The 14,609-nt window shown below is 39.0% G+C and carries 15 protein-coding genes; all 15 read right to left on the bottom strand.

Features of this window, described 5'->3' with window-relative positions:
• Positions 1–510 precede the first annotated feature (510 nt).
• Complete coding sequence (locus tag E7L28_RS09040; RefSeq protein WP_316692087.1) at positions 511–1,686, bottom strand: MFS transporter; 1,176 nt, start codon at positions 1,684–1,686, stop codon at positions 511–513.
• 228 nt (positions 1,687–1,914) lie between these two features.
• On the bottom strand, positions 1,915–2,808 hold the full coding sequence (gene secF, locus E7L28_RS09045) for a protein translocase subunit SecF (protein WP_004695602.1): 894 nt from the start codon (positions 2,806–2,808) through the stop codon (positions 1,915–1,917).
• The gene (secD, locus tag E7L28_RS09050; protein WP_004695600.1) at positions 2,805–4,079 is read right to left on the bottom strand and encodes a protein translocase subunit SecD; all 1,275 of its coding nucleotides are present in this window, start codon (positions 4,077–4,079) and stop codon (positions 2,805–2,807) included. The genes secF and secD overlap by 4 nt, the downstream gene beginning before the upstream one ends.
• Positions 4,080–4,097: 18 nt before the next feature.
• Entirely contained in the window at positions 4,098–4,664 is a 567-nt protein-coding gene (locus E7L28_RS09055) for a 5-formyltetrahydrofolate cyclo-ligase (protein ID WP_316604212.1), read from the bottom strand.
• The gene (gene yajC, locus E7L28_RS09060; RefSeq protein ID WP_004695596.1) at positions 4,664–4,954 is read right to left on the bottom strand and encodes a preprotein translocase subunit YajC; all 291 of its coding nucleotides are present in this window, start codon (positions 4,952–4,954) and stop codon (positions 4,664–4,666) included. Before yajC ends, E7L28_RS09055 begins: the two co-directional genes overlap by 1 nt.
• Before the next feature lie 77 nt (positions 4,955–5,031).
• Positions 5,032–6,147: a tRNA guanosine(34) transglycosylase Tgt gene (gene tgt / locus E7L28_RS09065; RefSeq protein WP_316604211.1), complete on the bottom strand. Its 1,116-nt coding sequence runs from the start codon at positions 6,145–6,147 to the stop codon at positions 5,032–5,034.
• Between the two features lie 8 nt (positions 6,148–6,155).
• Positions 6,156–7,181 carry a tRNA preQ1(34) S-adenosylmethionine ribosyltransferase-isomerase QueA gene (gene queA, locus E7L28_RS09070; protein ID WP_316604210.1) on the bottom strand — a complete coding sequence of 342 codons (1,026 nt, stop codon included), beginning with the start codon at positions 7,179–7,181 and terminating at the stop codon, positions 6,156–6,158.
• An 11-nt stretch (positions 7,182–7,192) separates the two neighbouring features.
• Positions 7,193–8,983 carry a SpoIID/LytB domain-containing protein gene (locus E7L28_RS09075; RefSeq protein ID WP_270279350.1) on the bottom strand — a complete coding sequence of 597 codons (1,791 nt, stop codon included), beginning with the start codon at positions 8,981–8,983 and terminating at the stop codon, positions 7,193–7,195.
• 2 nt (positions 8,984–8,985) lie between these two features.
• Entirely contained in the window at positions 8,986–9,990 is a 1,005-nt protein-coding gene (gene ruvB / locus E7L28_RS09080) for a Holliday junction branch migration DNA helicase RuvB (protein WP_004695590.1), read from the bottom strand.
• 2 nt (positions 9,991–9,992) lie between these two features.
• A complete protein-coding gene (gene ruvA, locus E7L28_RS09085; protein WP_279008669.1) occupies positions 9,993–10,601 on the bottom strand; it encodes a Holliday junction branch migration protein RuvA in 609 nt (202 codons plus the stop codon).
• Positions 10,601–11,095: a crossover junction endodeoxyribonuclease RuvC gene (ruvC, locus tag E7L28_RS09090; protein WP_004695586.1), complete on the bottom strand. Its 495-nt coding sequence runs from the start codon at positions 11,093–11,095 to the stop codon at positions 10,601–10,603. Before ruvC ends, ruvA begins: the two co-directional genes overlap by 1 nt.
• Positions 11,096–11,295: 200 nt before the next feature.
• Positions 11,296–12,033 carry a YebC/PmpR family DNA-binding transcriptional regulator gene (locus E7L28_RS09095; protein ID WP_205112920.1) on the bottom strand — a complete coding sequence of 246 codons (738 nt, stop codon included), beginning with the start codon at positions 12,031–12,033 and terminating at the stop codon, positions 11,296–11,298.
• Between the two features lie 9 nt (positions 12,034–12,042).
• On the bottom strand, positions 12,043–12,615 hold the full coding sequence (locus E7L28_RS09100) for an RNA methyltransferase (protein WP_205112919.1): 573 nt from the start codon (positions 12,613–12,615) through the stop codon (positions 12,043–12,045).
• Positions 12,616–12,730: 115 nt separating this feature from the next.
• The gene (locus tag E7L28_RS09105) at positions 12,731–14,032 is read right to left on the bottom strand and encodes a glutathionylspermidine synthase family protein (protein ID WP_004695580.1); all 1,302 of its coding nucleotides are present in this window, start codon (positions 14,030–14,032) and stop codon (positions 12,731–12,733) included.
• Between the two features lie 14 nt (positions 14,033–14,046).
• On the bottom strand, positions 14,047–14,607 hold the full coding sequence (locus E7L28_RS09110; RefSeq protein ID WP_004695579.1) for a hypothetical protein: 561 nt from the start codon (positions 14,605–14,607) through the stop codon (positions 14,047–14,049).
• Positions 14,608–14,609 lie beyond the last annotated feature (2 nt).

Below are 14,609 nucleotides of genomic sequence, written 5' to 3' on the forward strand. Positions count from 1 at the left end.
CACGCCGCCAGCGTTCGTCCTGAGCCAGGATCAAACTCTCCAAGATATCTTGAAGCTATTTGAATAGCTCATTTGTTTTGTTGTCGCTACCATTAAGTAGCTTTGAATTATGGTTGGTTTTGACTATGTCAAAACCCGCACTCTGGCATATGTTCAATCATTATGATTGATTACCTATCATTGTTCAGTTTTCAAAGATCTGTACCAGTCTACACATTCTTTCATCGAAGTGTTTCATCAACTGGCGACTTGATTATTCTATCAAGTTAAGCTCATTACGTCAAGTGCTTTTTTTAACTTTTAAGAAGTTTTTTATACTTATCATTTGAGCTGTGTCTTAATGACTTGTATTAGTATAGCATAAATATAATAAACGTCAATATATAAAATTGCTACCTTATTATTTTCATCTTACTTTCATCATTTTCTTAACATTCTATATATAATATCTCATTAAAACCCATTTTAACTTGTTAAATACTTCTTTACCCAATTTTTATCTTAAAATATCTATAGTTCTAAAGGAGTATATCTTTTTACCCATATATGATACAAAGCAAGTGCTATCACCATAACCAATGCAGTGAACATATATAAATATTGATAGCCCCACGCACTAGCTAATACTGCAAGTATAACCGATCCAGCACCGACACTTATATCTAAGGCTAGAAAATAAGTTGCTGTTGATACACCCGCACGCTCAATAGGAGCTGATTGTATAGCCAGCGCTTGGAATGCAGGTTGTGCTGCACCATAGCCTAACCCCAACAACGGAGCGGTGAATAGAATAGCTAATGGTGTTATAGCCAATCCCAATACAAATAAGCCTAGTATAAATAATCCTAATCCTGTATAGATAATAATTTTTGAACCATATCGAGCATATATTTTTCCTACTATGGGTCGACTAATAATAATCATCAACGCAAAAATAGCAAAGAAAGCACTTCCCCATATTCCTGCCCCCATGCTATTAAGTTCTATAGGTATAAAAACTAAAACACCAGAATAGGTAAACCCAATAAATAAGCCCATTAAAGCCCAAGGTAAACTTTTATTTTCTATAAACTGGGAAATATGCCAACCTTTATATTTTGATTGTTTAGGTAATGCTAACTCTTTTGATAGGGGAATAATATTACTTAAGACCATAGCCAATCCAGTCATAACCGTTAAAAATATGTACAATGCCATACTACCATATGACGATAAAGCATATAGGCCGAAAGCAGGTCCTAATACCATTGCTATATTTGAAAAGATAGCAAACATATTAACTCCCTCACCTTTTCGACTAGGAGGTAATACTAATACTGCTAGAGTAGCCATTACAGTTGTTCCAAGGGCAAACACAACACCATGTAACCCACGTAGTACGAAAACAGCCTCTAAGGATGTAGTAAAATTAAATAATCCCATAATAATGAAAAACAAGGCTGTTGATATTAATAGAACAATACGCTTATTAAAACCATCTATTAATCGTCCTGCAAAAATCCTACATAAAATTGTACCAATTTGAAAATATGTCATCGCTAAGCCCGCATCAAGATCACTGCCACCTAGCTCAGACGTAATTACAATTGGCAATGCCGCTACGAGAACATATTGAGTCATATATAAAATGCCACTACTAATACCATAATTAGTAAAAGCAGGGCTCCATAATCTATTTGAATCCATATTTGTATCTCCTTTTGTATCGTGTCACCTAGCCATTTTACGTCTCTATCTTATAGAATTCAAGAACAAGCCTTTTTTAAATTTATATAGTTAAAAATGACTATTATCTGTAAAATACCTATACCGTTTTACATAATAAAAGATAGCAAAATAAAAGAACCTCTCTAAAAATAAATCCAGAGAGGTTCTTATACTTTAATCATTAACACAATAATAATTTATAACTTATTATTGATTACGTACGTCATTTTTATTGCGGCTCTTCCACATAACCCACAAGGAAGTAGCTACACAGATAGAGGAGTACGCACCGCTAGCAAAGCCGATAATCATGCAAAGAGCAAAGTTCTTTGTAGTATCTCCACCAAATAAATAAAGGGATACACAAGCAAACATAACTGTTGCCAATGTATAGAAACTACGATGAATACTTTGTGTAATAGATGCATTCGCAAGATCTGCAAATGTATCAGAACGCTTGTGAGTATGCGTATTTTCTCGAACACGGTCAAAGATAACTACAGATTCATTCATAGAGTAACCTACAACCGTAAGAATAGCCGCCAAGAAAGACGCATCAATTTCTAATTGGAAATAAGAGAATACACCAAGAACCATAATCAAGTCATGGAAAATGGCAACTAACGCAGAAATGGCAACCTTATATTCAAAACGATAAGAAATATATAGAGCTAATGCTGCAAATGCTATAACAAGATTCAATAACGCATGTTCTGTAACTTCAGAACCAATTACAGCTCCTACAGTTTCAATACGTTTAACTGTATTATTACCAATAGATTTAGTCAAAGAATCAACAACAGCGGCACTTTCACTAGACTCGAGATTACGTGTACGAATCATTACGTCTTCGCCCGCTGTATCACCAGTAGTATCACCGGAAAGCTGAATTTGTGCATTTTCAAGATTATATTCTTTTAGAACGTCACGAACTTGACTAACCTCTACAGGTTGATCAAATACAACTTCAACAATCGTACCACCAGTATAATCAATACCAAAGTTAAACCCTTTAGTAAATATGGAAATTAAGCTGATTATAACAAGTGTGGAGGAAATAGCAAACCACCAACGATGATGTTTAATTACGTCTAATGTCATTTGCGTTTACCTCCTTTCAAAGATTTAGGTGCAAATGCGTCAGCACTTGTGCTCGGAGAAATATTCGCACCAAACCAGAATGGATGGTTTGTAAAGTTACAATCGATTAATAAGCGCAATAAGAAATGACTCACAGTAATCGCAGTGAACATACTCACCACAACACCTACGCCTAAGCTGATAGCGAAGCCTTTTACAGGACCAGAGCCTAAAATAGTTAAGATACCAGCTGTAATGATAACGGATACGTTTGCATCAGTAATTGTGGCTAACGCACGGCTAAAGCCTGCTTCCATAGCAACACGCATAGATTTGCCGGAAAATACCTCTTCCTTAAAACGTTCAAAGATAAGAATATTTGCATCTACCGCAACACCCATGGATAAGATAATACCAGCAATACCTGGCAATGTCATAGTCGCATTAAAGCCCTTGCCCAACACGAGTAATAAGAGCATAACATATACAAGTAATGCTATATTAGCTACGATGCCAGAAAAACGATATAAGATAACCAAGAAAATCATGATCATTGCAATACCAGCACTGAAGGCTACAACAGATTTATCCTTGGAGTCTTGCCCCAAAGAAGGACCTACTGTACGCACTTCCAATACATTAATTTTAACAGGTAATGCACCGGAACGTAATAAAATAGCTAAGTCTTTAGCTTCTTCTAAACTTTGACTACCAGAAATAGTGGCTTTACCACCTGTAATTGCTTGTTGTACTACAGGATTAGTCAATTCTTTACCATCCAATGTAATGGCAATACGACGACCAATATTTTTAGATGTTAAATCAGCAAACTTCTTAGCCCCTTCATCACTTAATTCAATAGCAACGAGTGGTTGTTTATTTTGACCTAACTCTTCTTTAGCATCTTTTAAGTCATCACCAGTCATAACGGTTTGACCTTGGTCGTTTTTAAATTCCAAGACCGCTGTTTTACCGATACGTTTAATCGCTTCGTCAGGATCTTTTACACCTGGCAATTCAATGATAATACGACGAGCACCTTCACGTTGTACCAATGGTTCAGATAAACCCATTTCATTAATACGACGCTCTAAGATTTGCTTCGCCCGTTCCACTGCATCATTGTCAGCTGTACCAGTCGCAGAGTCCTCTGCTTCCAATACGATATGCGTACCACCTTGCAAGTCTAGACCTTGTTTCAAAGAGCCTGCTAATGGTTGAATAAAATACGCAAATAATCCAATGATGGCAGCAATGACTACTAAAAACTTGATAATAGCTTTACCGTTCAAAATAGTTGCTCCCTTCTGCTATACACAATGTATAATGCCTTGCTCTGTCACAATTTTACTCATTCGTTGGTCTAATACTTCCATTGGGATTGGTGTCTCCCATAATTGTATAGTCCAACATACGCCCATAAATGTACTTGGTGAAAGTTCCTTGAGAAATCGATCATAATACCCATTCCCCATTCCCATGCGACCACCTTGACGGTCAAAACCAGCACCAGGCACTAAAATCAAATCCAAGTCACACGGATCAATAATATCGTATGGCTCAGCGGGAATACGTATATTTAACACACCCCGAGTGATAGATTCTAGAGACTTAAGGCGAACTGCAATCATAGTCGTCTTATCAGTACATACTGGAACGTATACAGATTTACCATGTTCTAAAGCATGGCGAATCACATCGTCTAAATTGGCCTCTTTAGGCATCGCCAAATAGGCCATAATGTTTTTTGCCGATATATACTCAGGACTATTAACGATTTGATTCGTCAACATCGGCGTCCACGACCTACAATCAGCAACGGATAAAGCAGCGCGCTGAGACTTACACGCCTGGCGCACTGCTTCCTTTGTATTCATTATTTTTCTTCCTTGTTTTTCTTAGACAGTACATTAGCAACTGCTGTACGAGCAAATGTTAATTCAACTTTTTCAGATACCTGTACCTTGACTTTTTCATCATCAAGTTCAACAATTTCGCCATAAATACCACCAATAGTAACGATTTTTTGGCCTTTTTTTAAACTACCTAACAAGCTAGCACGCTCTTTTTGTTGTTTCTTTTGTGGACGCCACAATAAAAAGTAAAAAATCACTACCATTAACAAAATAGGCCAGCTAGTTTGCAAGATTTGTTGAATATCTCCCATGTTATCCTCCTAGGTTAATAAATATGTATTTCTTTTCTAGTATAGCCACCTAATATAAATTTGACTAGACTTAATTACTATTTTTTAAAGCTATCCCAAAATTGCATTCTAAATTGTGGGAACCGATCTTCTAAGATAGCTTGTCTCATTTGACGCATAAACTCTAATAAGAAATAGAGATTATGATATGTTACAAGGCGTAATGCCAAAATCTCTTCTGCCTTATATAAGTGACGAATATATGCACGGGAATAATTTTTACATGTATAACATTGGCAACCTTCTTCTAAAGGACCCCAATCATGAGCAAATTGAGCATTTCGAATATTAAGGCGACCATTCCAGATCATGGCCATCCCATTTCGAGCAACACGAGTTGGATATACACAATCAAACATATCAACTCCACGTGCTACACCTTCTACCAGACAATCTGCGGTGCCAACGCCCATCAAATAACGAGCCTTGTTAGTTGGCAATAATGGCGTAGTATATTCTAAGATTTCATTCATTAAATCATGAGGTTCCCCAACGGATAAACCGCCGATGCTATAACCTTCAAAATCCATAGCTACAAGTTCTTCCGCACTTTGTTTGCGCAAGTCTTTGTACATGCCACCTTGAACGATACCAAACATGCCTTGGCGGTCATGAGCTTTACGAGCCTCTTGGCAACGATGCGCCCAACGCGTGGTACGCGCCGTAGAGCGTTTCGCATAATCATGATCCGCGGGATACGGAATACATTCGTCAAAAGCCATCGCAATATCAGAACCTAATTGTTCTTGTACCTTTGTAGCCACTTCAGGAGATAGAAACTGTTTTGATCCATCAATGTGGGATCTAAATGTAACACCATCCTCAGTAATTTTGCGCATATCGCCTAAACTAAATACTTGGAATCCACCACTATCAGTAAGAATCGCTTGATCCCAATTCATAAATTTATGTAAGCCCCCAGCCTCTTCTACAAGCTCCGGCCCTGGGCGAAGAAATAAATGATAGGTATTACTCAAAATAACTTGAGAACCCATAGCCTTTAGTTCTTCTGGTGTCATAGTTTTAACTGTCGCTTGCGTGCCTACAGGCATAAACATCGGTGTTTGGAAGGTACCATGTGGCGTATGCAATAAACCTGCTCGTGCCCCCGTATGAGGACATGTCTTTTGTAATTCATAAGTAATACTCGGCATAGTCCCTCCTAACCTATAAACATAGCATCGCCGAAGCTAAAGAAACGATAACGTTCACGTACAGCTTCTTCGTAGGCCGCCAAACAGTGTTCACGACCAGCTAGTGCACTAATCAACATTAACAATGTAGATTGAGGCAAGTGAAAATTCGTTACCAACGCATCAATCATCTTAAATTTATAGCCAGGATAGATAAAAATTTGAGTCCAACCACTCATACCTTGTAATACCCCATCATCATTCGTAGCAGACTCAAGAGTACGCACCGATGTAGTACCTACGGCAATGATACGAGACCCTTTTTGTTTGGCTGCATTGATTCGATCCGCCGTATCTTGAGGTACAACAAAGAACTCACTATGCATTTCGTGGTCTTCAATAGTCTCTGCCGATACAGGTCTAAAAGTGCCAAGTCCAACATGTAAGGTTACAAACTCAAGCTCTACACCTTTAGCTTTAATCTTTTCTAAGAGGTCAGGTGTAAAGTGAAGTCCTGCAGTTGGTGCCGCAGCAGAGCCTTTCTCCTTAGCATATACCGTTTGATAACGATCTTTATCTTCTAACTTTTCATGAATGTATGGAGGTAATGGCATTTCACCAATTTCTTGAATCACATCATCAAACACACCGTTGCATGTGAACTGAATGATACGGCCTCCAAAATCTGTTTTATCTATAATAACTCCACTTAGGCGGTCATCAAACTCTATAACTTGCCCGATAGGACATTTTTTCCCCGGTTTAACAAGGCATTCCCATCGATTTTCACCACATGGTGTAAGTAGAAGTACCTCCACCTTGCCACCAGAACCTTGACGATGTCCATATAATCTCGCAGGGATAACCTTTGTATTATTAAATACAAGCACATCTCCTTCATGAAGCTCTTCTAATAAATCATAAAAATGTCCTTTATGTTTAACTTCACCACTTACCTTATCTAAGGTTAAAAGCCGTGCTGTATCACGAGGTTCTACAGGATGCTGAGCAATCAGTTCCTCTGGCAATTCATAATCAAAATCTGTAACTTTCATCGTAATCCTTATTAGTACATTTTCTTCAATGTAATGCCACTATAGTAGTGACGCAAAATAGTTTGGTAATAATTTGTATCTCCAGGATTAGCGCGCTTTGCCATTTCCGCAGCGCCCCATTGAGACATACCAAGGCCATGCCCCCAACCGTGGCCTTTAATATAAACAGTATCATTCTTGCCAGTAAAGCTATGATAAGCCTTACCCGTGCCTTTAGCAGGATTGTGATTTACATAGAAATCAAACAATGTAGATTTTAAACCTAAAATGCTACGTAGTGCATCACCATCTACAGTAGTTTTTCCAGAGGTACCTATGAAAGTAGCACTCTTTATACGACCTGATACACCACGGTCATATGTTTGTTGCCCAGGCTTACCAAGAGGGGTCAATTGAATGCTCTTCAATTTACCTACCCCTTTACTTGCCGCATTAAGTTTACTTTCAAGAGCTTGACGAGAGGTAGTAACAGTCCAATTCGATGTAGATGTACCAGTACTAAAGTCTTTTACCCCTTTCAAGTATGGCACATCACTGCCCCAAACATTTACACTATCCTCTGTATAGCCACCGCCATCGGAATGGAACAAGGCATTAATAGGACGTTGATCATAAAGCATAACTATGCCTTTAGTTTTATTTACAGCATTTGTGGTAGCTTGAGATTCACCACTCACACCACTATATACTTGATGATCCGTGGAATTACTCACATCATAAAATTTACCTTTATTTTGTTCCATCGTATGAAGAGCATAGGTGCGAGCTGCTACGGCTTGCGCTTCTAATGCAGCAGCCGGCCAAGACGGTACTACCTCTTGTGGAACAACACCATACAGGTAATCCTCAAGAGGCACAGAGTTGATGATCATCATGGTTCCATTGTTGGCACGTAATGTGAGCCCACCACGATAACCTTTACCTTCGAACAAAAATGGTGCATCACTATTCGCAGGCTTCAATGTAACCACACTATCAATAGTCTTTCCATTTACAGCAATCTTGCCGCCGCGAACGCCAATAGATGTACCACGATTAGCACTGATTGTGCTAACTTGACCATTACCGCTGTTCAACACAACCATATTAGCTGTAGATGTAACAGTAGCATCAGAGCTACGACTACCTAGTAGAACACGTACATTTGGCATGTTTTCTTTGCGTTCTGTAGCAGGCGTCACTACGGAGCCCACTTTGTTGCGAGTAATAACTGCTGTATTGGCTTGAATGCTATTCGCATCCGTTGTTTTTACTACCTTTTTAGTAGCAGTTTTTTCAGTAGCTCTCTTTTTTACTACAGGCTTTTCATCAGTAACTGCAGGTTTAGCAATTGGCTTCGAAGTACCAGAAGCCGCAGGTTTTATAGTCGTTGTAGCTTTACCTGTAGTGGCTGATTTCGTAGCTGTTGCATTAGTACTAGATTTCGCAGTACTAGTTGATTTTGTTGCACTAACTGGTTTAGCCGGCGTTACCGGCTTTGTAGATGTAGCAGGCTTTGCTACACTAACCGGTTTTGCACTAGGTTTAGCCATCGTAGATGCAGCAGTTGACTTAGAAACCGTTTTAGTTATTGTAACCGGCTTTGCAGCTGGTTTAGTAGCAAGTGGACGAAAACTAGATTTCTTCGTCGTATTTACTTTCGATACAGTTGTATTAGATACTGTTAATTTTGGCGTTGGCTTTTTCGTTACCACTGCACCTTTATTTTGCAGCGTCGCTCCATGTGCTATAGAAGCACCGCCAATGTTTACACCTAAAAACAAAGTGGCCATTATCATCAATTGTAATCGTTTTGTTTTCATTATTATTTCCCTGTCTGTGAAATACCTAAATGCTCATAGGCTAATTTAGTAGCAACCCTCCCACGCGGTGTGCGTCCTAAAAATCCTAATTGCATCAAATATGGTTCATACACATCTTCGATGGTATCTCTCTCTTCGCTGATGGCCGCCGCAATGGTATCAATTCCTACAGGACCGCCATCATATTTTTCAATAATACATTCCAACACACGTCGATCAATTCGATCAAGTCCCATTTTATCTACATATAAACGTTGTAATGCTTCATCTGCAATTTCTTGAGTGATAACCCCATCACCAATGACTTGTGCAAAGTCGCGTACCCGTTTAAGCAGACGATTTGCGATACGCGGTGTTCCTCGTGAACGACGCGCAATTTCGCTTGCCCCAGTTGGCACAATACCAATATTAAGTATCTCTGCGGCGCGAGACACAATAAACTCTAACTCTGGTTGTTTATAATATTCCAACCGATTAATAATACCAAATCGGTCCCGTAACGGTGCCGCCAAAGCACCCGCTCGAGTCGTGGCACCTACCAAAGTAAATTTTGGCAAGTCAATGCGCACAGTTCGAGCACTTGGACCCTTACCGATGATAATATCAATAGCATAGTCTTCCATAGCAGAGTACAACACTTCCTCTACACTACGAGACAAGCGATGAATTTCATCGATAAATAATACATCATGGTCGTCCAAATTTGTTAATATTGCAGCTAAGTCACCAGACTTTTCAATAGCCGGACCAGAAGTTATACGAAAATTAACACCCAATTCATTTGCAATAATCCCTGCTAATGTTGTCTTGCCAAGACCTGGAGGCCCATAGAGCAGCACGTGATCCAATGCTTCCCCACGCTGTTTTGCCGCTTGAATATACACATTTAGATTACCTTTAGCCTCTTCTTGACCTACATACTCATTAAAAAGCTTAGGTCGAAGGCTATATTGCCATATATCCTCTTCGTGCTCGCCATTGCCGACAAGGCGTACTTCCTCATTCATCCTTATCGTCCTTTCCCAAGCTCAATTAAGCTGACTTTTATCAACTCAGATACATCACGCTTACCATCATCTAAAGACTCTACAATATCTGCTACATCCCGTTCCAAGTATCCTAAGGATACGAGGGCTTCAATAGCTTCTCCTACAGCACCGTTTGCAGCAACGCCAATAGGCTGAATAGTCGCAGGTGATTCCGAAGAAATATGTGTCATCTTAGCGATTTTATCCTTTAACTCTAAAACAAGTCGCTCCGCAGACTTCTTACCAATGCCAGGTAACTTAGTTAATTGCTGTACCTGTCCATTGATAATCGCTAATTTGAAAGCCTCAGGTGTCATGCCTGACAAGATGCCAAGCCCCACCTTGGGCCCGATACCAGAAACAGAAATGAGGAGTATAAACAACTCATATTCTTCTTCCGTCCAAAAGCCATAAAGTTGCATCGCATCTTCTCGTACATTAAGATACGTGAATAGTGTCGCCTCATGGCCCTCTGTCAGCTGTTGACGCGTAGTGGTCGGCACATATACGCGATACCCTACGCCATGTACATCAACATAGCACGATTCTTTAAAAAGATGTGTTACGATACCTCGCACATACCCTATCATTATACCAACCTCTTTAATCTATCATTGTGAGAACTATGAGCCGTACAGATAGCAACAGCTAATGCATCTGCCGTATCATCAGGCTTAATTTTCTCACGAATCCCCAAAATATTCATCGTCATATAAATGACCTGATTCTTATCAGCTTTACCATAACCTGTGACAGCTTGTTTAATTTGTAATGGTGTATATTCATAAATAGGAATCCGTTGTTGTTCAGCAGCCAATAAAATAACACCACGTGCTTGCCCTACCTTAATGGCTGTTGTTACATTGCGGTTAAAAAATAATTCCTCCACACCGAACTTATCAGGCCTATATTCCTCCAATAAATCACTAAGATCATTAAATAGAATTTCCAGTCGCTGTGAATCAGTTAATTCCTTAGGAGTTGTAATAGCCCCATAGGCTACTGGTGTTAGTTTGCTACCCTTCACGTCAATAATGCCGTACCCGCATATAGCCGTGCCTGGGTCAATTCCTATAATTCGCACCCCAACCCCCTTAGTTTAAAAATGAGATAAGCTACCGCCTACCTCCATTACATAATCTATTTTATTATAGCATAATTTCACATCGAAGTTCATGAATTCCCCTATGAATTATATATGAGACATATTAATTTTCTTAACTTTAATAAATATCCGAGTTTAATTTCAATAGAAAAGGAGCACCCCATAGAGTGCCCCCTTTATTATTCTTCTTCGTCGTCCGGCAAAATACCATTATGATATACGTTTTGTACATCATCAAGATCATCCAATACGTCAAGCATTTTCTGCATTTTCACAGCATCATCACCAGTCAACTCAATCGTTGTATCTGGAATCATCGTGATTTTAGCTACTACAGTTTCGATACCCGCATCAGCAAGCGCTGCTTCTACCGCATCAAAATCCTCTGGTGTTGTATAAATTTCAAATACATCATCTTCAGACTTAAGGTCTTCTGCTCCAGCTTCAAGAGCTAGCATAGTTACATCATCTTCATCATGACCGTCTTTATCGATAACAAATACGCCTTTAGATTTGAACATCCAGCCTACACAGCCGCTTTCACCAAGGTTACCACCTTGTTTAGAAAAAGCATGGCGCACATCTGCAGCAGCACGGTTACGGTTATCTGTCATAACTTCAACGGTAACTGCAACACCTGCAGGGCCATAACCTTCGTATACGATTTCTTCGTATGCGTTCATGTCCGTAGCCCCGATACCTTTATCGATAGCACGTTGAATGTTATCCTTAGGGATATTATTTTCACGAGCTTTTTGCAAAGCCAATTTCAAACGCATATTACCAGTTGGATCTGCACCACCCATGCGTGCTGCAACGGTAATTTCACGACCGATTTTTGTAGCCAATTTAGCTTTTAATGCATCGGTTTTACCTTTTTTATGTTTAATATTTGCCCATTTAGAATGTCCTGACATAGACGCCTCCTATTTATTCCACCATGCTTCGCCCCGCAGCCGATCTAAGATGATTGATACGGCACTACGCACGGATAAATGATTGTATTCACCATGGCCATATATAGGTTCTAAAATATAGTCAAAGCTTTCCATCGTTTCTTTTGTCATACCATAACCGGTACCAAATAATACTAACACAGGGCGCCCCTCATTTTCAAGATGTTCACGCATCCGTGCATAGGAAATCGTATTATCATAGGTGCGAGCATCTGTTGTAGCTACTATAGGTTTTATACCTTCTATATCTTCAATTGTTCGCACCGCTACCGCAATTGAATTTACCAATTCCACACCTGTGAAAGCATCCTTACGATCAGGATTATAAGTAGAGCCAAATCCAGATCTCCAATGTTCCATAATCGTACTTACCAACTCACGTTGAGCTGGAATATTATGAATGACAAAATATTTAGACACATCATAGGTAATAGATGCTCGTGCAATATCATGTATATCATAATTTGTAATAGCCGTCGTAATGACCTCTTTATGTTTATTCATAATAGGATAATGAACAAGTCCGATATATAAATTAGCCAAAGCCTAAAATCTCCAAAAAAATAAATGATACTTAACTGATAAGATAATCAGTATAAACGACTAGTAATCTTTCAGATTAAGATACTAAAACTAAAATTAAAATAACAACGTAAAATTATTCCACTAAGAGTGGCACAAAATAAGCTTCAGTACCGGCAATTTCTTCTGGAGAAAAACGACAACCGACTGCAGAAGCTTGATCTCCAAGCATAAAACAAGATAATGTCAAACAGCCTTCTTTAGTACCGCTATCTACGGTATGAGTAAAGTGTTTCTGCTTGATGAACTCCTGATACATAACCTTTTGGCTGTCCCGACAAACTATATCATCATAGTTATCTACAAATTTCTCCATGTATAGTTCACCTTGATTTCCACGTTTTTGAACAACCTGAATATTTCGCCCTTCACGTCCCCAAATTTCTTTTTGAATATATAGCCCATCATCAAGGTTTGGGAAATCACTTTCAAAATAAGAAGGCGTCAAATAGCGTTTAATAATATCTCGCTCAGGTCCTGTAAAGAACTGGTTTGTTAAGTATAAGGCATATACCAAGGACATAAACGATTTATTCTGCAGAATAATCGCCTCTGGTGGATTAAATAGATTAAAGCGGTATTCATTATATAAATCTAAAAACATTTCACCTAATGGTTCACCATCTGCTGTAGTTTCATCAATCAATAGTTCCATAGGATGTAAACGATACAGGTTTGCTGCATGACTACCATCAGATAACAGAATACCATCATCATCAATGACCATATCATAAAAGGATAAGAATCGAATATCTGCTTCTGGACATGCTGATTTCATAGCATGTAAGAGAAACTGTGTAGTTCCATAGTCCTCTAAATAATCATGAAAGCACCCGAAAACAAAGGGTTCTATTTCATTATCAGTCATCATATTATGATGTTTATTAGTCACACTATATTTTTTACGAGACGTTCCTTCATATACGCGTTTCAAAAAACGCTCAAGTTCATTATAAGCATCTATATTAGGATCTACTTTATCGAAATATCGTGCCGCTACACCATTAGCATAATAGCTTTCAATCAGAAAGCAGGGTGTATCCGCATTAATCTCTACCATGCGCAATTGCCTTCTATCATCAAGGACAAAGTCAAATCGAGATAACCATGTAGGTAAGCCCAATGGATTCCCACGATGTAAATAAGGAATCAAATTTTCTGGCATATCCATATTGAGTGCAAACTCATTAGGTGCCTGTTGAAATACCTTGGCGGCTTTACAAAATATCTGAAACAACATGCGCGACGCATGTCGTATTTCATCATAAAAATCAGCTGAAAAAGATTGTGCAGAAAGCGCAGGATACCTATCAGCATAGCCCTCATAATCCACAAAAGGCAATATATTCGTATCAAGTTCATCTATATACGATTTCATAATATCGGCCTCCATTAGGAACTACTAGAACGCACTCCAGCACTACCAAATCCAGACTTTTGACCTATGGAGGACGCTTTACTACTTCTACGCTTTTCATAATCTAAATAAGTCCTTCGGCCCAAAGAACTATGCACATTTGAACCAGATGCCGTATATGGTGTCGTTTCTTCATACGGTTTTAATGGGGCTGCCACACGATATGTCATGGTTCGTCCATCCATACGCGCTGTAGGTGGATTAAATCCATAAAACATATAGTAGCCTGCTGCAATACTAGGTAAAAGCCCTGCTAAACCAGCATCCCATACTAAATTTCCACTGGTATCGCGGTGAAAGGTAACAGACCGATTGTCGTCATATAAAGCCGTCTCTTTACCATCTCCATGGTTTAATAGAGAATAACGATTACCTTGATTATCCTTTAATCGGACTTCCCCATCATTTGCTTTGGGATAGATTTTATCACATACAACATAAGCAATGTCATTCCAGTATGAGGACACACCAACAAGTCCCGCCACAGCGGCAAAGGCACTCGTTATGTATATAGTTTTCTTACTTGGCTTATACATAG

The sequence above is a fragment of the Veillonella parvula genome (assembly GCF_032575955.1).
GTDB lineage: Bacteria > Bacillota > Negativicutes > Veillonellales > Veillonellaceae > Veillonella > Veillonella parvula_J.

Coding starts and splice junctions, on each gene's coding strand:
- E7L28_RS09105 (WP_004695580.1), bottom strand. CDS start 14,032: ATGAAATCGTATATAGATGAACTTGATACGAATATATTGCCTTTTGTG.
- ruvB (WP_004695590.1), bottom strand. CDS start 9,990: ATGAATGAGGAAGTACGCCTTGTCGGCAATGGCGAGCACGAAGAGGAT.
- E7L28_RS09055 (WP_316604212.1), bottom strand. CDS start 4,664: ATGAATACAAAGGAAGCAGTGCGCCAGGCGTGTAAGTCTCAGCGCGCT.
- queA (WP_316604210.1), bottom strand. CDS start 7,181: ATGAAAGTTACAGATTTTGATTATGAATTGCCAGAGGAACTGATTGCT.
- E7L28_RS09095 (WP_205112920.1), bottom strand. CDS start 12,033: ATGTCAGGACATTCTAAATGGGCAAATATTAAACATAAAAAAGGTAAA.
- yajC (WP_004695596.1), bottom strand. CDS start 4,954: ATGGGAGATATTCAACAAATCTTGCAAACTAGCTGGCCTATTTTGTTA.
- tgt (WP_316604211.1), bottom strand. CDS start 6,147: ATGCCGAGTATTACTTATGAATTACAAAAGACATGTCCTCATACGGGG.
- E7L28_RS09040 (WP_316692087.1), bottom strand. CDS start 1,686: ATGGATTCAAATAGATTATGGAGCCCTGCTTTTACTAATTATGGTATT.
- ruvA (WP_279008669.1), bottom strand. CDS start 10,601: ATGATAGGGTATGTGCGAGGTATCGTAACACATCTTTTTAAAGAATCG.
- E7L28_RS09110 (WP_004695579.1), bottom strand. CDS start 14,607: ATGTATAAGCCAAGTAAGAAAACTATATACATAACGAGTGCCTTTGCC.
- E7L28_RS09075 (WP_270279350.1), bottom strand. CDS start 8,983: ATGAAAACAAAACGATTACAATTGATGATAATGGCCACTTTGTTTTTA.
- secF (WP_004695602.1), bottom strand. CDS start 2,808: ATGACATTAGACGTAATTAAACATCATCGTTGGTGGTTTGCTATTTCC.